Consider the following 19,427-nt stretch of genomic DNA (forward strand, 5'->3'; position numbering starts at 1 on the left):
ACTCCCTTGTATTATATTATCTTTCTATAAATTGTTAATTCCCTAAAAAATCCTATTGCGTATTTTTCAAACTACGCGTAAAATACGCGCTCATTTCGGCTATCATATTTAGTTCCTTGCCTTACCCCGACTGGCCGAAACGGGACAAGGCTATATTAACCGTAAGGAATATCCATGCGTCATTACGAAATCGTATTCATGGTTCACCCAGATCAAAGTGAGCAAGTACCTGGTATGATCGAGCGTTATACTGGTTCTATCACTGAAGCTGGTGGCACTATTCACCGTCTTGAAGACTGGGGCCGTCGTCAATTGGCATACCCAATCGAAAAGCTTCATAAAGCACACTATGTTCTTATGAACGTTGAAGCAACAACTGAAGTAATCAGCGAGCTTGAAACTTCTTTCCGCTACAACGATGCAGTACTTCGTAACTTAGTTATGCGTACTAAAACTGCTGTAACTGAAGCATCTCCTCTTGTAAGAGAAGAGAAAAAAGAAGCAGCTACTGCTTAATCGTTATTGACTCTGGATATTGACTGAGGGTTTGCGGTGCAACAACAGGCTGACCTGTATACAAATCAATATGTGCTTTCGGGCATGATTTGTAAAACACCCAAATTTAGTCAAAGTCCTGCTGGTATTCCACATTGCATTTTTGTTCTTGAACATAAATCAATGCAAGTTGAAGCAGAGCTTAACCGCAATAGTTATGTTCGACTTCAAGTGGTTGCAAGTGGGGAAACATTCCAGGATCAAACTCAGCATTTATACGTTGGGCAAGCAATACAGGTACGCGGTTTTTTAAACCGACACGAAAGCCGAAACGGTTTGAGTCAACTTGTATTACATGCACAACATATTGAAAGAATTAATTGAGGAATTACTCATGGCACGTTATTTCAGACGTCGTAAGTTCTGCCGTTTTAAAGCGGAAGGCGTACAACAAATCGATTATAAAGATCTAGCTACTCTTAGAAACTATGTAACAGAAAGTGGCAAAATCGTACCTAGCCGTATTACAGGTACAAGCGCTAAATACCAGCGCCAGCTAGCAACTGCTATCAAGCGTGCTCGCTACTTAGCCCTTCTTCCATACACTGACTTACATAAGTAAGCAGCTGATTAACAGTTTTTAAAAGGTGTAGAGACATGCAAGTTATTCTACTAGACAAGATCGCTAACCTAGGTGGCCTAGGTGACCAGGTTGCAGTTAAATCTGGCTTCGCACGTAACTTCTTATTCCCGAAAGGTAGAGCAGTTCCTGCGACTAAAGCAAATATCGAAACTTTCGAAGCACGTCGTGCTGAATTAGAAGCGAAAATCGCTGAAGGGTTAGTGGCTGCTCAAGCACGCGCTGACAAACTAGAAGCATTAGCAGAAGTTACTTTAGTATCTAAAGCTGGTGACGAAGGTAAGCTATTCGGTTCTATCGGTACTCGCGACATCGCTGAAGCGATTTCGGCTGTTGGTGTTGAAGTTGCTAAATCAGAAGTTCGTCTACCTCTTGGTACTATCCGTGAGACTGGCGAATTTGACGTTGCAATCGCAGTACACTCAGACGTAACCGCTACTATTAAAGTAATCGTTATTGCTGAAGCTTAATACTTATTAAGCAAAGCCGTGCACGCCTGTGTGCGGCTTTTTAATGACTTCCCCTCTGAAAAATAAAAACAATTCATATTTTCAGTGTAAAAATCGGTTGATATAACAACAATAAGATTAATACACAGGATGTACATAACCAACCACCCAAGTTCATAAAGTCGTATTTTTTGTTCACGATGTTGATGTCTATTTGAACAAGAACTGATTTTTAAATAGTCGCTGTATGTGATAATTTGGTTAATAAATAAGTATTAACTATTTGTAACTCAGTCTATACTATCTGTTCCTGTAATTGGTTTTATGATAGCGTTATCATTTGTTTTTGGAGTTTTTGTGCAATTACGTTTATCAAAAGGGTTTACCTTAACTGAGTTACTTATCTCAGTATTGATAGTGGCTGTGCTCGGTAGTTTAGCTATGCCATCTTATTTTGAATATGTGCAAGAAAGTCGGCGCTCAGAAGCGCAACAAAAGATGTTGCAAGTGGCTGCATTATTAGAGCGTATCTACTCTAGAAACGGTGGGTATCCTGACTCATCACAATTTAACATTACTTTGACGACGCAAGGTTACAACTTTAAATACCTTAATCAGGATAAACCGCAAGATGGAGGGAATTTTCGTAGCCGCGCATTTACTCTTTCTGCAGTCGCAATTGCGGGAGGACCGCAAATTACAGATAGGTGTGGCACTTTGACACTTAATCATCAAGGGGTGAAAGGAGCAGTATCAGATGACTGCTGGTAACAAGAGAGAAAACAATGGGTTCACATTGATTGAACTCATTATTGCTCTTGGAATCATTGCAATTTTATCGGTGTTGGCTGTGCCATCTTTCACGAAGCAGGTAAAACAAGATAGGTTGATTAACAGTGTTAATCAACTCAGTGCAGTCTATAAGTTTGCGCGAAGTGAAGCGGTTAAGAGCGTCGAAACAATCACTTTATCTAGAAGTGATAATAGCTGGTTGGTACAGGCGACACGAGATGGAAAAGCGGTCACATTAAAGCGCTTTGATCCACTGCATGCAACCATCGAAATCGATTTAGTCGATCGTATTGTGCGCTCTACAGGGGAACTTAATTTGGCGAGTAATATCTTAGTATCAGACAAAGATGACTCAACGGCTGATTTTCGTTTGTGTATTTTACAAAGTGGACAAAGCTGGGTTGGTAAGGCTGTTAATAATTGCGCATGAGAAAAAATGGGTTTTCACTTTTAGAAGTTATGGTGTCCATGCTTGTTGCTGGGCTTGCTTTGTTGGGACTGGCTGCAACACAGCTTAAATCTTTGCAATTTGCAAATAATAGTTTTGATTACACCATGTCTTTAGTGCAAGGGCAAAATGCCATTGAACGTTTATGGGTTAGGGCATGTCGATTACAGCTAGGCACTTTGTTATTAAGCGATGAAAATTTACAAACTTGGTTGGGCCCAGCTCCTTCATTGACCTATCATTACTCAATCACTTTGCCTGATACATATGCCAATGAAATGCAAGTTACAGTGAGTTGGCAAGATAAACGTACTGACAATGAGTTTAAAGAAAATAATAATATACAAGATCAGATCACACTCAATGCAAGTTATATCACCCTTGATCCAGGATGTACTCCTTTGTGATGAAAGTACATGGCTATACCTTACTTGAATTAATGGTCGCGATGGCTGCGGGTATGTTTTTATTAGCCGGGGTAAGTATGTCATACTCTGCTATTAAGAGTACCATCGTAGTGACCCAAGAGCTTTCGCATGCACAGGAGGTCGTCCGTTATACCAGTCAAGTGTTTACGAGAAGCATAAAGCAAACAAATATTCTCCCTCGCATTGAAAATAATGGTTCCGAGCTGCACATAGATCAAGATGCGCAAATCCTCTCATGCCAAGGCACTATTCCAGCTAGCGCGTATACTGAGCTATATACCTTGAATGAGGGTTATCTTGTGTGCTCGGTAACGTTAACTGGCAACCCTGCTTCAGTACCGGTTAACTTATTACGAGGTGTACAAGCACTCAATTTTACGAGCTCAGATAGCGGGTTATTAATCAAAGTGACTGTAACACCAGATAATGTACCAACACAGTTTGCCGATGGCATTGATATTGATATCGCGGTGACGCGCATGATAATGGCGGATTTTTAGTGAGCTTCATAAATCATAAGCAGCACGGATTCACACTCATCAAAGTGATGTTACTGAGTACTATGGCGAGTGTGGTGGTGTTTGGCGCTTTACAAGAAGCAATTGTTCAAGAGCGTCTCACTGGTAACTTTCAAAAAGATTTAAATGCACGGTTACTTGCAGAGAAAGGCGTTTTCGATAGTGCGACAGCGATTAAAGAGGCTATAAAAAAAGACTCGAGTCTGACAATGGAAGATTTATTAACTCAGTTTGGCACCCAAACTGGAGTCGGTGGGCTCAAAGGGGATGATGCACAATATAATGCACTCATTACTAACCCTGAAGACAGCATCGTTGAAATTAGCAGTCATGGCTTTCGCTATCATGAAGACGCAAACAGTTATTTAGTTGCACAGTTTGATTATATCCCCGCAGAAAATGAATCTCCATTTGCTAATGCAGTGACTGGGTGTAAAGGCGTTAATCTATCTGGTAGTGGGTCGGTAGATAGTTATGATTCATCACAAGGCACTTATGAGCAGACAAAAACAAATAATGGTGACGTTAATACGGTTATAGGGGATTCTGATGTTGTTATTAATGGTCACTCTCCCATTAAAGGAGATGTTAAAGCCTCAGGGATTGTATATTTAAAAGGTTCTTCACCTGTTATAGGGAATGTGCAGTCTAATACTGGCGTTGATATCTCATATGGTGGAGGTCTGCGAGTTGAGGGGAATGTACTTTCCCGTGGCTTTGTGACGCATCGAGGTGGCAGTATATCCGGATATGTTCGAGCACATGGTGATGTTACTATGAACTGGGGAAGTGATATTCTAAACTCGATAACGCCGACAGAACTTGATATTCGCTATGGCGGCACAGGCACCTTTCAAACGGGCAGCGCTTTTGAGCAAAATGGTGTCCATTACTCCGATGATATTTATCAATTTGACCCAACTCAAGAAACCGTTGTTGAACCGGTTAAAGTGTACGATCCAACGTCACCAGATTATGACCCTGACAATCCAGATAAAGAATGTGATCCGCTTGCCCTACTTTTAAATATGCCCAATGTAATGGGTGATACCAGTACGTATTTAGATTTTTCAGTGGGACCACAAGAAGCGTATACATTTACACCACAGCGTGGATATTTTACTAAAAGCGCAACTGATAAAGGGTTTTGGAGTTCAAAAGTACATGATATTTACATTTTTGACGTGACGAAACAAAGTCATGGTTATTCTGATGTAGATAATGAATATGTTTTTGAAATGAAAAACTTTAGCCTTGGAAGTAATGGTAAAATTGTTGTCGACGCGGGCAATAATGGAGGTGATGTAATTTGGTTAGTCGATGGTGATTTTACATTATCGGGGAATACCAGCATCACTATTACTAAAGATACAACCTTAACGGTATTTGTTACGGGTAAGGCAAAATTTGGCGCCAGTGCAAAGGTTATTACGGAACAAGAAGGGGTGGCGAAGACAGGGCATATGGTGTTTAGTATGTACTCTTCATTTGTCGGAGCTGATGGAATTATCGTCAATGGTGCCTCAGATTTGTATGCGTCTATTTATGCACCTCTTACTTCGATTAAGTTATCTGGTAGTGGTCAGTTGTATGGCTCGGTACGAGGTGCAGTGATCAACTCATCAGGAGGCAGTGGCGTGCATTTTGATGAAGCATTAAAGCACGTTAAAATTGGTGCAGGTCAAACAGGAGGAGAAGGAAAACTCGAGTTTAAAGGTTGGTTTTATCGACACCCGGCAGCATTACCAAATCAGTAGCTAAAACCTTAAAGTTAGAAGGCTTTAACCGTTTTATATTTCTATTTATGCAGTTTTTCTCAAAAAATTCATTTCATTTAAACCTTTTCTAACCCATTTGGCGTCTTACTTTATAACTTGAAAGTTATATTGGTTTATATCAAGCTAGGCTTAATATAAAAAAGGAACACGAGAATGTTAATTGATGCCCATCAGGCATTTGCGAAAACATCGGATGAAAGTGCCTGTGAGGAGTTAATAGGCCGAGTGCAGCAAGGTGATCAAGCTGCATTTGCTCAGCTGTATGCCCAACACAACCGACGAGTATATGCATTGTGTCTGCGGTTATTAGCGGATCGACATTACGCCGAAGATGTAACGCAAGAAGTATTTGTGCAGCTTTGGTATAAAATATCGCAATTTAAAGGTCAGTCAAAATTTACAACTTGGTTGCACAGTGTGGCCAGCAACATTGCTATTAGCTATTTGAGAAAACATAAACATTGGCTACAAAAAGTAGTGAGTATTGAAAAATCGGGTATGGATGAAACTAGTATCGCATTGTGTAAGGGGCTCAATGGGCTTGATAAGTTAGTGCTAAGGCTGCCAGAGCGAGCAAGGCTGGTATTTGTTTTACATGCAGTTGAAGGATATCGACATGAAGAGATTTCAACCATGTTAGGAATGGCGATAGGCTCTAGTAAATCACAATATCATCGGGCGAGAAAATTACTACGGGAGTGGTATGAGAATGAGTAAACCAGAATTTGATCATTTTGTTGCAAGCTCCCTCGCACAACCAAGTGAGATTCAGCCTGAAAAAGATTTATGGCCAGGCATAGAGCATGCAATTGGTAAACCTGTTACAGATCAAAAGCCTCATAATATCTGGCCAAAAGTATCTGGCGTAGCGGCGTGTTTTATTGCGGCATTGGTTACTTGGCAGGCTGTTATGGTCCAACCAAAACATGATGCAATGGCATCAATGACGCACTTCTTTGATCAGCAAAAGCAAACTTTGCTTGTTCAATATGAACAACAACCAGCATTGGTAACCGGTTGGCAAACGCAGTTACAAGAGTTAGAAAATGCGGAATTGGCGATTAAACAAGCCTTGGAGAATGACCCGCAAAATGCCGCATTATTAAAAATGTTGGCTCAAGTATATCAGCAGCAATTAGATTTAATAAACAAGGTGCATACACCGCGTTGGCAACAAATTTAGGAGAAGAATATGAAATATACATTAGTAAGTTTAGCAATGTTGCCGTTATCGGTATTTGCTGGAGATAAAATTAATGAGCAAATTAATATACCCAATGGCGGCAAGGTACTGATTGAAAATCAACGAGGTGACGTGACAATTAATGCATGGGACCAAGATGTATTTAAAGTAACGGGCACACTTGATGATAAAGCACTTGGGTTTTCACTTGAAACACAGGGTACGGTCACTGAGTTTATTGTCAAAATGCCAAAACTGAACCGAGGTTGGAACCATGGGAGTGGACAAGGTTCTAACTTAAAGATTTATATGCCAAAAAACAGTGAGTTGAGCTTTGAAGGCGTGAATGTTGATGTGTCTGCATCCAATTTGATCGCAGGTGCACAAATAAAGACTGTTAACGGCAGTGTCAAAGCGGATAAATTAACTGGCAAGGTTTCTTTGGAAACCGTCAATGGAGATGTCGATGCGACAGAGCTATCTGGAAATATTCGCTACGAAACGGTTAACGGAGAAATTGAAGATAGAAACTCGCAAGGCAAGCTACGCTTTAATGCGGTTAATGGTGACATCGAAAGTACCACTAGCGCGACAGAGATTCGCTTAGAAAATGTGAATGGGGAAGTTGATTTAAATATCAAAGAGTTGAATGAATTACGTTTGAATACCGTCAATGGAGAAATAGATATTCGTGTTGCAAAAATGGGCGATAATGCCAGCATTAATATGGACACTGTCAGTGGAGATGTTCGGTTGTTTTTCCCACAAGATGTTTCTGCACGTTTCGACATAGATGCGCATTCAGGTGGGCGTATCGTCAATGGATTAAGTTCTGACAAAGTTAAGAGAGCCAAATATGGCCCCTCTAGAGAACTCGAGTTTTCAATTAATGGTGGTCGTGCTGATGTAGAAGTTGATACTGTTAGCGGGCGAATTGAACTTAAGAAAAACTGATCAATGGTGCCGCTATACGATGGATAGCGGCACATCACTTAAATCTTAATCACATCTGGTGATTATTCCTTTGCAGTTATCACGCTAAGAGATAAAATAGCCCTCTTATTTGTAAAAGATGTAGTGCTATGGCCAAACCAGATCTCCAAGTCGATTCGTTAAAAGTTCCTCCTCACTCTATTGAAGCTGAGCAGTCTGTGCTTGGGGGATTAATGCTCGATAATCAGGCATTTGATAGAGTTGCTGAACATGTGGTGGCACAAGACTTTTATACACGCACACACAAGCTGATTTTTGAAGCGATGGAAAAGCTGGTTGAATTAAGTGAGCCCATTGACTTAATTACTATTTCTGAGAATTTAGAGAAAAATAATCAACTTGCTATGGTTGGTGGGTTTGCTTACTTGGCTGAGATTGCAAAAAATACCCCCAGCGCTGCAAATATCGATGCGTACGCCAATATTGTTCGTGAGCGTGCGGTAGTTAGAGAGATGATTGGTGTTGCAAATGAAATTGCTGAGGCGGGATTTAATCCGGAAGGACGAGATAGTCACGAACTATTAGATCTGGCTGAAAGTAAAGTATTTAAAATAGCCGAGCAGAGAACAAAAAGCAGTGAAGGTCCACAAAGCCTGCATAATATACTTGAAAAAACCGTTGATAAAATTGAAGAGCTTTACCAATCTCCGCAAGATGGTATTACAGGGGTGAGTTCCGGCTATACCGATTTAGATAAAATGACAACCGGTCTGCAGCCATCAGATTTAATTATAGTTGCAGCTCGTCCATCTATGGGTAAAACGACATTTGCCATGAACTTGGCTGAACATGCAGCAATGACACAAGATAAACCTGTGTTGATTTATTCACTAGAGATGCCGTCAGAACAGATCATGATGAGGATGCTGGCTTCGTTAGGACGAATTAATCAAACGAAAGTACGTACAGGTCAGCTTGATGATGACGATTGGGCAAGATTATCGTCTACCATGGGGTTACTTATGGAGAAAGGCAAAATGTATGTGGATGATGCGTCAGGTTTGACACCGACAGACGTACGTTCTCGAGCACGACGTATCGCCCGTGACCACGGTGGTATTAGTATGATTATGGTTGACTATTTACAGTTGATGCGGGTGCCTTCTCTATCAGATAACCGTACTCTAGAAATTGCTGAAATCTCTCGCTCCTTAAAGGCGTTAGCCAAAGAGCTACAATGTCCGGTGGTGGCGTTATCACAGCTGAACCGTACACTAGAGCAACGGGCAGATAAACGCCCGATTAACTCAGATTTACGTGAATCAGGGTCCATAGAGCAGGATGCGGATTTAATCATGTTCATTTATCGCGATGAAGTTTATAACGAGGACAGTATGGATAAAGGGGTGGCTGAAATCATTATTGGTAAGCAGCGTAATGGGCCTATTGGTAAGGTTAGGTTAACATTCCAAGGGCAATACTCTCGGTTCGATAACTACACAGGTCCTGCTGTTGATGATGAGTATTAAGTAGGCCCGACGCTATTGAGTGAGATGTAATGAGATTAGCGACTGCTGAAATAGATTTATCTGCGTTATCATATAATTTAAAGAGAACCAAAGCACTGGCGCCAAACAGTAAAGTTATGGCGGTACTGAAAGCCAATGCTTATGGTCATGGCTTAGTGACTATTGCACAGCACCTACATGAGGCAGACGCGTTTGCTGTAGCGAGAATTGATGAGGCATTGGCATTGCGCGCTGGCGGGGTTACCAAACCCATCGTGTTGCTAGAAGGGTTTTTCAACCAAAGTGATGTATCCATTTTACTGGCTAATAACTTTCAAACTATCATCCATGATGAGAACCAGCTAGGTATGCTAGAGCAAGCGCAGTTAGACTCCCCAATTGCAACGTGGCTAAAAGTAGACACAGGAATGCACCGTTTAGGGATAGCACCTGCGCAACTCAACGCATTTTATCAGCGTTTGAAAAAAACTGAAAATGCCAAATCAGTTGTTTATTTGATGACCCACTTCCCATGTGCTGATGATGTTAAAAATGATCGTACTGCGCAACAGATCCGTGGGTTTAAGCAGCTGACGCTAAATTATAATGAACCCTTGTGTTTGGCAAATTCGGCGGGAATATTAGGTTGGCGTGATAGCCACTGTGACTGGATAAGGCCCGGATTAATGATTTATGGCGTATCTCCGATGTTGCACTGCATTGGTAAAGATCATGGCTTGAAGGCGGTGATGCGCCTCACTACTAAAGTCATTGCAATTCGGAGTATCTTATCTGGAGAATACGTCGGTTATGGTGGTCGTTGGCAAAGCGAGAAAAATACCCAGCTTGCAATTGTGGCTATGGGGTATGGTGATGGCTATCCAAGGCATGCGAAGCACGGCACACCCGTTGTAATAAAGGGCGAACGATACGGCATAGTAGGCAGTGTTTCAATGGATATGATAACGGTCGATATTGCCGGTAATGATGGCATGATCCAAGTGGGTGATGAAGTTGAGATGTGGGGAAGGGCCCTACCAGTTGAAGAAGTTGCAGCATGTGCCGATACTATCCCTTATGAACTGCTATGCAATATCACACCAAGAGTCAGTTACGAATATATTGAATAAGCTATGAGCCCCTTGTTACGACAGGTTTTACAGTATTAGTCTATGTCACCTTGCAACGTCGTAATGCTCTGACGACTTGATACATAATCTCTGTGTTCAGCTAGGCAAATGCACAACTGGTTGTAATAACATAGTATTAATAAGTCATAAATATGGCTAACTTAAGCCATTACATTTAGGCAGGTTTTTATCATGTGGATTCAAAAAGAAATCACCCTACAATCGAAGTCACGCGGCTTCCACTTAATTACAGATGAGCTAATCCAGAAAATCCCAGAGCTGCGAAAAATTAACGTAGGAATACTGCACCTATTCATAAGACACACATCAGCATCGCTGACGATAAATGAAAATGCAGACCCGACAGTTCGTACTGATTTAGAATCGCACTTTAATGTAATAGTCCCAGAGAACGCACAATATTATCAGCATACTTATGAAGGAAGCGATGATATGCCAGCACATATAAAGTCTACTATCATCGGAACAAGTCAGTCCATACCTGTATCAAATGGAAGTCTCAATTTAGGAACTTGGCAAGGAATTTATCTTTGCGAACATCGTAATCAAGGCGGAAAGCGGACGATAGTTGTCACTTTGAATGGCGAATATTAGGTTTAGTACTGATAGTCCAATTAACAAACCTCAGCTCTGGGTAAGCGAATTTGCCTAATAAAGCTATTTTTCTCACTCTCGGCGTTGCTTTTATTTGTAATAGCCCGCTATTACTGCATAAAAGCGCCTTGATATTGAACAAAATATCATCATCGGATTGGACGCAAGTTTGTTTACAAAATATTTCCTATGCCAAAACCCTTATCCAAACCTGAGGTTAACAAGGTCGTTGAATCATAGATTTACTGGAAGTAGGTATTGATGGTTTGCATTGTAGAAGGTTGGGAAACCATCTAACTCAATAGGTTTATTTAATGAAGGCTTAGGGTGTATATGTGAAACACTAATTGAAGATGAAATGGAAACGTACGCAATACAAACTCCCCTCATTAAAAAACAAGCTCTTTAATGAGGGGAGTTCCGTTTTCTAGAATTACGTACATGTGTAGGATGCTTTTCCTACACTAACCTGTCATGGTAACAAATTCTTCGCTACCCGTTGGGTGTATAGCAACAACCGCGTCGAAATCAGCCTTCGTTGCGCCCATCTTCATGGCTACCGCGAAACCTTGGATCATTTCGTCTACCGCAAAACCAATACCGTGTAAGCCAACCACTGTTTGTTCAGGGCCGACACAGACTAATTTCATTTTGCATGGCTGGCGGTGGGCTGTTACAGCTGTGTACATAGCAGCAAAAGAGGAGCTATATACGGTGACTTGCTCTTCACCATATTGGGCAATTGCATCTGGTTCAGTTAAGCCAATAGTGCCAATAGGCGGATGGCTGAATACCACAGTAGGAACTAGGCTGTAATCCATTTTAGCGTCTGGAAGTTCAGGGTTAAACAAACGCTCGGCCAGCATACGACCTGCTTTAACTGCAACTGGGGTGAGTTCAATCCCCCCTTCCATAATGTCGCCTAAGGCATAAATGCCAGAAACAGATGTGTTTTGATACTCGTCAACTTTGATAAAACCACGTTGGTTGGTGTCAACATCGGTTGCTTGTAGATTAATTAAATCAGTAACAGGCTCTCGGCCGATGGCCCAAATAAGCTGCTCAACATTGTGACTTTCACCATTTTCTAAATGTAAAGTGACTGAGCCATCTGCTTCTTTGGTTATTTCTTTAGGTGTTGAATTGGTGTGGAGTGTTGGACCTTCTTTCTCCATCACTTCGGTCAGTGTCTCAACAATGAGCGGATCAAAGCTACGCAGTGGTGCGTGTTTACGTACAAATAAGTGGGTGTCGGTTCCTAAACTATGCAGTACACCGGCAAGCTCAACGGCAATATAACCTGCGCCAATCACCGCGACACTGCGCGGCTGTGTGTTGAGTTCAAAGAAACCATTTGAATCAATGCCGTGTTCGGCACCAGGGATATTTGGTACTGAAGGGCGACCACCTACAGCAATACAAATATGGTCAGCGGTATATTGCTCGCCATTCACTTCTACCGTTTTATTATCGATAAATTTGGCAAAACCATTGATCACGGTCACGCCATTTTTTGCCAAGTAACCATTGTACCCTTGGTGAATACGGCCAATATAGGCTTGGCGACTTTCAACTAATTTCGCCCAGTCGAAATTTTTCAGTTCTACATCAAAGCCATAATCTGGTGCATAGAGCTTGATGGCTTCAGCCACTTGTGCACCATGCCACATTACTTTTTTAGGCACACAGCCAACATTGACGCAGGTTCCACCCATATGTTTGGCTTCAATGATGGCTACTTTTGCGCCACGCATTGCAGCACGGTTAGCAGAAGCGATACCACCACTTCCTCCGCCAATAGCAATATAATCAAAATGTTGAGCCATAATTTACCCTTAAAATTAAATAATATGTTCTACGCTTAAAGTAGTAAGACCATCAAGCTGATGAAAAAATAACAGTGTAATACCAAATTGCACAAATATCTGACATTTCTATGTAATGGCAGTGATTTAAACGCAATGATTGAATTGCACCTTGCTGTGATTGATATGTGTAGAGGGGCTGTGGGCGCGCGCTACAATTCATTATTACTTCTTGAAATAGCGATGTTTGCCCCAATTTCAACATCTATATGAAAAAATAATAGAGAGATGACATGAGCAATCCATTAATTGGGCTAGAAGGCCTACCTCCATTTTCGCAGATCCAGCCAGAACATGTAGTACCAGCCCTAAAAGAAGCGATTGCTCACTGTCGTCAAACGATAGATGATGTATTGAAAAATTCAGACTTCAATTGGGATAACTTGGTAATTCCAATGGAAGAAGCGGATGATAAATTATCACGTATGTGGTCACCGGTTTCTCACATGCATTCAGTGGTTAACTCCGATGCATTGCGCCAAGCGTATGACGAGTGTTTACCATTGATATCAGAGTATTCAACGTATTGTGGCCAACATCAAGGGCTATATAATGCGTACAAAGCTGTGAAAGATTCTGCTGATTTTGCCACTTTAACCATTGCACAACAAACGACGATAGATAATCAGTTACGCGACTTTGCACTATCGGGTATAGCTTTGAATGAAGCGCAGCAAGCACGTTATGGCGAAATTAGCGCACGTTTATCAGAGCTTGGGGCTAAGTTTGGTAATAACGTGATGGATGCGACACAAGCATGGCAGAAACACATTACAGACGAAGCCCTATTATCAGGTTTACCTGAGTCAGCTTTGGCACTGGCTGCGCACACCGCGCAGAGTAAAGAGTTAGAAGGCTGGGTATTTACCTTAGATTTTCCTTCCTATTTACCGGTTATGACCTATGCCGATAACCGAGAGTTACGCGAAGAAGCCTATCGCGCATTTTCAACGCGCGCATCAGATCAAGGGCCAAATGCCAATGAATTTGATAACTCTGAGATTATGGCTGAAACCTTAGCATTACGTCATGAAATAGCACAATTGCTTGGTTTTGGCAGCTATGCAGATAAATCCTTAGCGACAAAAATGGCAGACACGCCAGAGCAAGTATTTGAATTTTTAAATGACCTAGCCGGAAAATCACAATCTCAGGCCAAAGGTGAATTAACCGAATTGCTTGCGTTTGCTAAACAATCTCATGGTGTCAGCGAATTGCAAGCGTGGGATTATGGTTACTATGGCGAAAAACTGAAGCAAGAGAAATATGCAATTTCTGATGAGCAATTACGCCCATATTTTCCTGCTAACAGGGTTTTAGGAGGGTTATTTGAAACGGTAAATCGCTTATTTGGTATTAAAGTCACTGAAATTACTGACTTTGATACGTACCACTCAGATGTGCGCTTTTTTGCGATACATGACCAATCAGGCCAGTTGCGTGGTCATTTTTATTTGGATTTGTATGCTCGTGAGCACAAGCGTGGTGGTGCATGGATGGATGATTGCATGGGTCGAAAAGTGCGGGCCAATGGCGAACTGCAAACGCCTGTTGCATATTTAGTGTGTAATTTTAACAAAGCGGTGGGCGACAAGCCTGCGTTGTTTACACACAATGAAGTCACCACTTTATTTCATGAGTTTGGTCATGGTATTCATCATATGTTGACCAAAGTTGATGCTGCGCCTGTGGCGGGCATTAATGGCGTTGCATGGGATGCAGTGGAATTGCCCAGCCAATTCTTAGAGAACTGGTGCTACGATGAAGAAGCGCTGAGCTTTATTTCGGGGCATTATGAAACCAACGACGCTTTGCCTAAAGTACTCCTAGATAAGTTATTGGCGGCTAAAAATTATCAGTCTGCGATGCAAATGTTGCGTCAAATTGAGTTTAGTTTATTTGATTTTCATATTCATGCTGATTACCAACGTGATGAGTCATGCCAAATTCAGCAAGTGCTCAATACCGTAAGGGCTAAGGTAGCCGTGGTTAAAGCGCCTGAATTTAATCGTTTCCAACATGGCTTTAGTCATATTTTCGCCGGTGGTTACAGTGCGGGTTACTACTCTTACAAGTGGGCAGAAGTGCTATCAGCGGATGCATTTTCTAAATTTGAAGAAGACGGCATATTTAACAAACAAACCGGTCAGGCCTTTATGGAAAATATATTAGAGAAAGGTGGTTCGGAGTCACCGATGACATTGTTTACCCGTTTTCGTGGCAGAGCACCGCAAGTAGATGCATTGCTACGTCATTGTGGAATAGAGGTTGTTGGCGCATAACCGAGCGCCAATTTAACATGCGTTATAAAATAAAAGCACCTACGGGTACTTTTATTTTATCTGAAACTAGCTCGCAAATTTACCAACTCGGTCTATGCTTTTTAAAGATATGATTTGATAGGGAAAGCACAATGACCAAATTGGTGTTGGCCATAGATGATGACAAGTTAGTACACCATATTATAGAAGAGGCGATATCGCACTTTTGTAAGTTAATACATGCTAAAAATGGTGATGAAGGTTTACGGCTGGCATTGAAATACCATCCTGATATCATTTTATTAGATGTAGAAATGCCGGGTATGTCGGGCTTTGAAGTCTGTGAAAAAATCAAAAAGTCTAAAAAGCTGGCTGATATTCCAGTGATGTTCTTGTCATCAAAAGCCGATGTGGCTGAGCGCATGCGAGGTTATAACTCTGGCGCCTCTGATTATATTGTTAAACCATTCAACCGAGATGAATTAATTGCACGCATTAAAGTGCTTGATGCGTACCGTCAGCAGTCGCGTAAGTTAACTCAGGATATACGCCGGGCAGAAATGACCGCCGAGATAGCCATGACCGATTCTGGCGATATGGGCCGAATTATGCGCTATGTAGGTCAGTCGTATCATGCCCATGATTTGACGACTTTATCAGAATACTTTTTTGAATTTTTTGTGCCGCTTCAGTTAGATGTCGCGGTGGCGTTTTGGTATCACAATAGTGAAGTCTTTTTGTCAGGCAATGGGGCATTACAGCCCATTGAGCAAGAGTTATTAAGTAAGCACCGTGATGGCAGTCGGTTTGTTGATTTTGGCCGTCGTACTATCATCAATTACCCAAAGGTGTCGTTGCTAATCAAAAATATGCCTGTTGATGATAATGCTATGTATGGTCGCTATAAAGATTTACTCCCGCATATTTTAGAGGCGACAAACGCCAAAATTAAAGATATGGAAGTCAGTGAAGATGCATTGAGTAAAGTGGATCAAATCGGTAGGGTCTTTGAAGAGCTATCTGATCAGCTCGGTGGAATCGGCGGACATCACTCAAATAAAGTAGCGGAGCTTGGTGAGCTAGTAAAGCAGGCTCAAGCGTTAGACGCTCAAGCCTTAACGATTGAACAAGTGAGCGAATTAGAAAAGCTACATCAGCACTTTTCATTTGTTGATGATGAGTTATCTATTATTAAGTTTAAATTGTCTGAAATTACAGAAGTGCGGCATCAGCTTATTGAAAGTTTAAATAAAATAGCCAAGCCTTGGGGCGAGGAAGAGGTTGCTGCGCAAACTGACATTGAACTGTTTTAGTCAATATCAGGTAATGAAAGGAGTTTTTAGGTATTGCGCTACAATTTAAAGTGAGTTTTCTATGTCGTGTAGATTACCGATTAGATATACTGTGTATGCTATGAACTTAGGAGCTTGCAGTTGGTTATTCACACCCCTTTTCCAGAGAATCGTCCGTATTTACAACAAATCGAACAACAGTTTGCATTGGCAGCATGGATGGAAAGTCATCAGCAGGGCAAAGAGTTTAAACTGATTTATGATCAGCTCGGTTTACAGCTTTTTAAAAATGATGAGCCCAAGTTGGGGGCAATATATGTTGATTTTGTAACGGGTGCCAGTGCGCATCGAAGAAAGTTCGGTGGCGGAAAAGGTCAAGCGATTGCTAAAGCGGTTGGGTTAAACAAAGGAGCTACTCCACATGTATTAGACGCCACAGCGGGATTAGGCAGAGATGCTTTCGTGTTGGCTTCTTTGGGCTGCCAAGTAACATTACATGAGCGCCACCCTGTGGTTGCAGCTTTGCTATACGATGGTTTACAGCGCGCCTATCAGGATAATGATATTGGCAGTTGGATGCAAAGTAATATGGCTATGGCTTTTGGTTCGAGTCATGACTTGTTAGCCTCAACGGCATGCCAACCTGATGTGGTTTATTTGGACCCGATGTTTCCCCATCGAGAAAAATCTGCGTTAGTTAAAAAAGAAATGCGAGTGTTTCAAACATTGGTTGGAGACGATCATGATGCCGATGGATTACTAGATTTTGCCTATGAACTGGCAAGTAAGCGCGTGGTTGTGAAGCGTCCGGACTATGCGCCTTTTTTGAACGATAAAAAGCCAAGCATGCAGATCACCACCAAGAAAAATCGTTTTGATGTTTATGTAAAGTCGGCTATGAAATAGCTTGTACCAAAAAAACATCGAAAAAAGGTACGCCAAAAGTATGCTTTTATTCACGCAAGCTCATAAAACAAGCAAGTTACATTAAACTGTCATAAAAGGTTAATAGTCTACCCGCGCTTTTCATTATTAGGGTGTGACCATGCGTGTATCTTCATTTACTCGATTATTAGCAATACTATTGGCTTTAGCGAGTGTATTTTTAGCGGGCGTACTGTTTTGGGCATCGCATATTTTGAGTACCTTAGATGCCCAAAATACTGCATATACCCAATTGAAAAATACCATCTTAATTGACTTAGAAGGCAGCATTGAAGATTACCTAAAAGCGGGTGATAGCCAATATTTAGGTCGCTCTTCTGAAATTATTACCACGATAAAGTCAGGCAGTTTAACAGCGTTACCCAATAGCTTAAGTGAACTGATGACACAACAGTTAAACCTATTAGACACTGATATAAATGGCAAGTATCGAGCGTTAGGTAAGTTGTCGGGTAATGAAATGGCATTGTTAGATAATGCGCTAAGGCAAATGTCGGGTTCGGCTTCTTCCTTAATTAGTTATACATTAAAAGCCGATGCCAATGGTCTCAGTACGCAATACTATCAATTGGCGTCAGATTACTATGCGCAGGTGAGTAATTTAGGGATTTACACGTATCAGTTAGCAGCGCGGTTTGATAAAAGTACAGAAGCGAGTTTACAAAAAACCATAGCCAGTTTGAATGCCACTGCACGCAGGTTAGAAGGACTTGATAATTTAGGTGTGATGTCGGAAGTGGATGAGGATGAGTTGTTTTTTGGCGCAGAGGCTGAAGACTTAGCCGAAGAGATAAAAGCGGAGTTAGTCAGTTGGCCAAAACGCTATGACCGCGATTTACAAAGTACCCTGAGTCATGTGAAACAACGCCAACAAGGCATTAAAGCACTGCGTGATGATATTAAACGGGTTGCTGACATTATGCTTAGTGCAGAGCAACAATTAAAAGATGAACAAGAGCAACTCAAAGGGCAAGTACTGTTGATATTTGGCATTGCCATTGGTTTATTGGTGCTGCTGGCTGTGGGGGTTTATGTAATGCAATTTAAACAAGTCCTCGCACCATTACGTCACTTGCGAGATGCATTTGCAGACTTAATTGAAAGTAACGAATTAAAGAACATTCACAGTAAAAATAACAATACTGAACTTGGTGAAATCGCCATGTATTTCAATCAATTGATTGACAGACAGCGTGATGAAGCACAAGCGCGTTCGCATATGCTGGAAGTTATTAATGACTTTATGCAGCAAATGAGCAATAACCTTGCACAGATTAGTACACAATCAGACACCACCTATGATCAGGTTGAGCAAACCGAAGCCATGCTAGAGACAATAAAAACATTAGGTATTGAAGCAGATGAAATTAACACGCAAGTGTCTGATAACGCCAGTAACACGCATAAGGCAATGACACAAAGTGTGCAATTTGCTGAAGCGATGTTAAGTGCCAGCTCTGATACACAGCACCGTGTTGAGCAAGGACTCGCTAGTTTAAATGAGCTACTTAACGGCGTGTCGGATGTGGGCAAAGTGATTGAAATGATCCGCACCATTGCTGAGCAAACTAACTTATTAGCACTCAATGCCGCGATAGAATCAGCCCGGGCTGGGGAGCATGGTCGTGGTTTTGCTGTGGTGGCTGATGAAGTCAGAAAGTTAGCGCAGCAAACGCAAGACTCACTGTCGGATATTAATAAGCAGCTTAGTGATTTGGGAGACAACTCTGAAAAGGTGTCGACGCAAATCTCGGCATTGGCAGGAGATGCACAATTGCAAACCTCTCACGCTCATGAATTAAAACGTAACTCTGAAGGGGTTGCAGTGAGCGCGCAAAGTGCCAATCAAGTGGCTGATCACGCAATGGAACTGGCACAACAGCAAAATGGTTTGTTAGAAAACTTCAGTGTGGCTATGTTACAAATGAAAAAACAAGTGAATGGGTCTGGGCAGCAGGTGAGTGACATTCAAGCTCAGTTACAGGAACAAATGCAGCGCATTAGAGCGAGTTTAGGGCTGGCATAATCGATTCTCATATCCGCAAAATTTGGCTAAATAAAAAGGCCGAAGCATTACTGCGTCGGCCTGCCCCAGGGAATGGGAATTATTACTTAATGTGTTAGAAAACCGGAGTCTCTAGTTTAAA

General features: G+C 41.6%; 20 protein-coding genes. 19 read left to right on the forward strand and 1 reads right to left on the reverse strand.

Features of this window, described 5'->3' with window-relative positions; translation table 11 throughout:
* Positions 1-174: 174 nt before the first annotated feature.
* From rpsF to J8L97_RS00075, 15 genes are all read left to right on the forward strand, one after another.
* The gene (rpsF, locus tag J8L97_RS00005) at positions 175-516 is read left to right on the forward strand and encodes a 30S ribosomal protein S6 (protein WP_138591187.1); all 342 of its coding nucleotides are present in this window, start codon (positions 175-177) and stop codon (positions 514-516) included.
* A 36-nt stretch (positions 517-552) separates the two neighbouring features.
* Positions 553-879, forward strand: coding sequence for a primosomal replication protein N (priB, locus tag J8L97_RS00010; protein ID WP_192508895.1), 327 nt, complete (start codon positions 553-555; stop codon positions 877-879).
* Positions 880-889: 10 nt separating this feature from the next.
* Positions 890-1,117 (forward strand): 30S ribosomal protein S18, encoded by a 228-nt coding sequence (rpsR, locus tag J8L97_RS00015; protein WP_002962753.1) that lies wholly within the window; start codon positions 890-892, stop codon positions 1,115-1,117.
* 35 nt (positions 1,118-1,152) lie between these two features.
* Positions 1,153-1,605: a 50S ribosomal protein L9 gene (gene rplI, locus J8L97_RS00020; RefSeq protein ID WP_192508894.1), complete on the forward strand. Its 453-nt coding sequence runs from the start codon at positions 1,153-1,155 to the stop codon at positions 1,603-1,605.
* A 336-nt stretch (positions 1,606-1,941) separates the two neighbouring features.
* Positions 1,942-2,355: a type IV pilin protein gene (locus J8L97_RS00025; RefSeq protein WP_312037099.1), complete on the forward strand. Its 414-nt coding sequence runs from the start codon at positions 1,942-1,944 to the stop codon at positions 2,353-2,355.
* Positions 2,342-2,806 carry a GspH/FimT family pseudopilin gene (locus J8L97_RS00030; RefSeq protein WP_210995750.1) on the forward strand — a complete coding sequence of 155 codons (465 nt, stop codon included), beginning with the start codon at positions 2,342-2,344 and terminating at the stop codon, positions 2,804-2,806. The genes J8L97_RS00025 and J8L97_RS00030 overlap by 14 nt, the downstream gene beginning before the upstream one ends.
* A complete protein-coding gene (locus tag J8L97_RS00035; RefSeq protein ID WP_312037104.1) occupies positions 2,803-3,231 on the forward strand; it encodes a prepilin-type N-terminal cleavage/methylation domain-containing protein in 429 nt (142 codons plus the stop codon). The genes J8L97_RS00030 and J8L97_RS00035 overlap by 4 nt, the downstream gene beginning before the upstream one ends.
* Entirely contained in the window at positions 3,231-3,752 is a 522-nt protein-coding gene (locus tag J8L97_RS00040; RefSeq protein ID WP_211047533.1) for a PilW family protein, read from the forward strand. The genes J8L97_RS00035 and J8L97_RS00040 overlap by 1 nt, the downstream gene beginning before the upstream one ends.
* Positions 3,752-5,527, forward strand: a complete 1,776-nt coding sequence (locus J8L97_RS00045) for a polymer-forming cytoskeletal protein (RefSeq protein WP_312037100.1) — start codon at positions 3,752-3,754, stop codon at positions 5,525-5,527. Before J8L97_RS00040 ends, J8L97_RS00045 begins: the two co-directional genes overlap by 1 nt.
* Before the next feature lie 174 nt (positions 5,528-5,701).
* Complete coding sequence (locus J8L97_RS00050; protein ID WP_211047427.1) at positions 5,702-6,265, forward strand: RNA polymerase sigma factor; 564 nt, start codon at positions 5,702-5,704, stop codon at positions 6,263-6,265.
* On the forward strand, positions 6,258-6,731 hold the full coding sequence (locus J8L97_RS00055) for a hypothetical protein (RefSeq protein ID WP_211047428.1): 474 nt from the start codon (positions 6,258-6,260) through the stop codon (positions 6,729-6,731). The genes J8L97_RS00050 and J8L97_RS00055 overlap by 8 nt, the downstream gene beginning before the upstream one ends.
* A gap of 9 nt (positions 6,732-6,740) precedes the next feature.
* Positions 6,741-7,685 carry a DUF4097 family beta strand repeat-containing protein gene (locus J8L97_RS00060; RefSeq protein ID WP_211047429.1) on the forward strand — a complete coding sequence of 315 codons (945 nt, stop codon included), beginning with the start codon at positions 6,741-6,743 and terminating at the stop codon, positions 7,683-7,685.
* 128 nt (positions 7,686-7,813) lie between these two features.
* A complete protein-coding gene (gene dnaB / locus J8L97_RS00065) occupies positions 7,814-9,193 on the forward strand; it encodes a replicative DNA helicase (protein ID WP_010365611.1) in 1,380 nt (459 codons plus the stop codon).
* Between the two features lie 29 nt (positions 9,194-9,222).
* Positions 9,223-10,302: an alanine racemase gene (gene alr / locus J8L97_RS00070; protein ID WP_211047430.1), complete on the forward strand. Its 1,080-nt coding sequence runs from the start codon at positions 9,223-9,225 to the stop codon at positions 10,300-10,302.
* 192 nt (positions 10,303-10,494) lie between these two features.
* Positions 10,495-10,917 carry a secondary thiamine-phosphate synthase enzyme YjbQ gene (locus J8L97_RS00075; protein ID WP_192508886.1) on the forward strand — a complete coding sequence of 141 codons (423 nt, stop codon included), beginning with the start codon at positions 10,495-10,497 and terminating at the stop codon, positions 10,915-10,917.
* Between the two features lie 464 nt (positions 10,918-11,381).
* Here the strand turns inward: J8L97_RS00075 and gorA are convergent, their stop codons facing one another.
* On the reverse strand, positions 11,382-12,743 hold the full coding sequence (gene gorA, locus J8L97_RS00080; protein WP_211047431.1) for a glutathione-disulfide reductase: 1,362 nt from the start codon (positions 12,741-12,743) through the stop codon (positions 11,382-11,384).
* Positions 12,744-13,015: 272 nt separating this feature from the next.
* Between gorA and prlC the strand changes: the two genes are divergently transcribed.
* The 4 genes from prlC to J8L97_RS00100 all read left to right on the forward strand — a co-directional run bounded on the left by prlC (position 13,016) and on the right by J8L97_RS00100 (position 19,306).
* On the forward strand, positions 13,016-15,064 hold the full coding sequence (gene prlC, locus J8L97_RS00085) for an oligopeptidase A (protein ID WP_211047432.1): 2,049 nt from the start codon (positions 13,016-13,018) through the stop codon (positions 15,062-15,064).
* A gap of 131 nt (positions 15,065-15,195) precedes the next feature.
* Positions 15,196-16,356 (forward strand): PleD family two-component system response regulator, encoded by a 1,161-nt coding sequence (locus J8L97_RS00090; RefSeq protein ID WP_192508883.1) that lies wholly within the window; start codon positions 15,196-15,198, stop codon positions 16,354-16,356.
* 120 nt (positions 16,357-16,476) lie between these two features.
* Positions 16,477-17,241 (forward strand): class I SAM-dependent methyltransferase, encoded by a 765-nt coding sequence (locus J8L97_RS00095; protein ID WP_211047433.1) that lies wholly within the window; start codon positions 16,477-16,479, stop codon positions 17,239-17,241.
* Between the two features lie 139 nt (positions 17,242-17,380).
* Entirely contained in the window at positions 17,381-19,306 is a 1,926-nt protein-coding gene (locus J8L97_RS00100) for a methyl-accepting chemotaxis protein (protein WP_211047434.1), read from the forward strand.
* The last annotated feature ends 121 nt before the right edge of the window (positions 19,307-19,427 follow it).

The sequence above is a fragment of the Pseudoalteromonas sp. MMG012 genome, assembly GCF_018100875.1.
GTDB classification, from domain to species: Bacteria; Pseudomonadota; Gammaproteobacteria; order Enterobacterales; family Alteromonadaceae; genus Pseudoalteromonas; species Pseudoalteromonas aurantia.

What these genes read in the sequence shown, in the direction of transcription:
- rpsF (WP_138591187.1), top strand. Translation starts at nt 175, where the DNA reads ATGCGTCATTACGAAATCGTATTCATGGTTCACCCAGATCAAAGTGAG.
- rpsR (WP_002962753.1), top strand. Translation starts at nt 890, where the DNA reads ATGGCACGTTATTTCAGACGTCGTAAGTTCTGCCGTTTTAAAGCGGAA.
- rplI (WP_192508894.1), top strand. Translation starts at nt 1,153, where the DNA reads ATGCAAGTTATTCTACTAGACAAGATCGCTAACCTAGGTGGCCTAGGT.
- J8L97_RS00030 (WP_210995750.1), top strand. Translation starts at nt 2,342, where the DNA reads ATGACTGCTGGTAACAAGAGAGAAAACAATGGGTTCACATTGATTGAA.
- J8L97_RS00035 (WP_312037104.1), top strand. Translation starts at nt 2,803, where the DNA reads ATGAGAAAAAATGGGTTTTCACTTTTAGAAGTTATGGTGTCCATGCTT.
- J8L97_RS00040 (WP_211047533.1), top strand. Translation starts at nt 3,231, where the DNA reads ATGAAAGTACATGGCTATACCTTACTTGAATTAATGGTCGCGATGGCT.
- J8L97_RS00050 (WP_211047427.1), top strand. Translation starts at nt 5,702, where the DNA reads ATGTTAATTGATGCCCATCAGGCATTTGCGAAAACATCGGATGAAAGT.
- J8L97_RS00055 (WP_211047428.1), top strand. Translation starts at nt 6,258, where the DNA reads ATGAGTAAACCAGAATTTGATCATTTTGTTGCAAGCTCCCTCGCACAA.
- J8L97_RS00060 (WP_211047429.1), top strand. Translation starts at nt 6,741, where the DNA reads ATGAAATATACATTAGTAAGTTTAGCAATGTTGCCGTTATCGGTATTT.
- dnaB (WP_010365611.1), top strand. Translation starts at nt 7,814, where the DNA reads ATGGCCAAACCAGATCTCCAAGTCGATTCGTTAAAAGTTCCTCCTCAC.
- alr (WP_211047430.1), top strand. Translation starts at nt 9,223, where the DNA reads ATGAGATTAGCGACTGCTGAAATAGATTTATCTGCGTTATCATATAAT.
- J8L97_RS00075 (WP_192508886.1), top strand. Translation starts at nt 10,495, where the DNA reads ATGTGGATTCAAAAAGAAATCACCCTACAATCGAAGTCACGCGGCTTC.
- gorA (WP_211047431.1), bottom strand. Translation starts at nt 12,743, where the DNA reads ATGGCTCAACATTTTGATTATATTGCTATTGGCGGAGGAAGTGGTGGT.
- prlC (WP_211047432.1), top strand. Translation starts at nt 13,016, where the DNA reads ATGAGCAATCCATTAATTGGGCTAGAAGGCCTACCTCCATTTTCGCAG.
- J8L97_RS00090 (WP_192508883.1), top strand. Translation starts at nt 15,196, where the DNA reads ATGACCAAATTGGTGTTGGCCATAGATGATGACAAGTTAGTACACCAT.
- J8L97_RS00100 (WP_211047434.1), top strand. Translation starts at nt 17,381, where the DNA reads ATGCGTGTATCTTCATTTACTCGATTATTAGCAATACTATTGGCTTTA.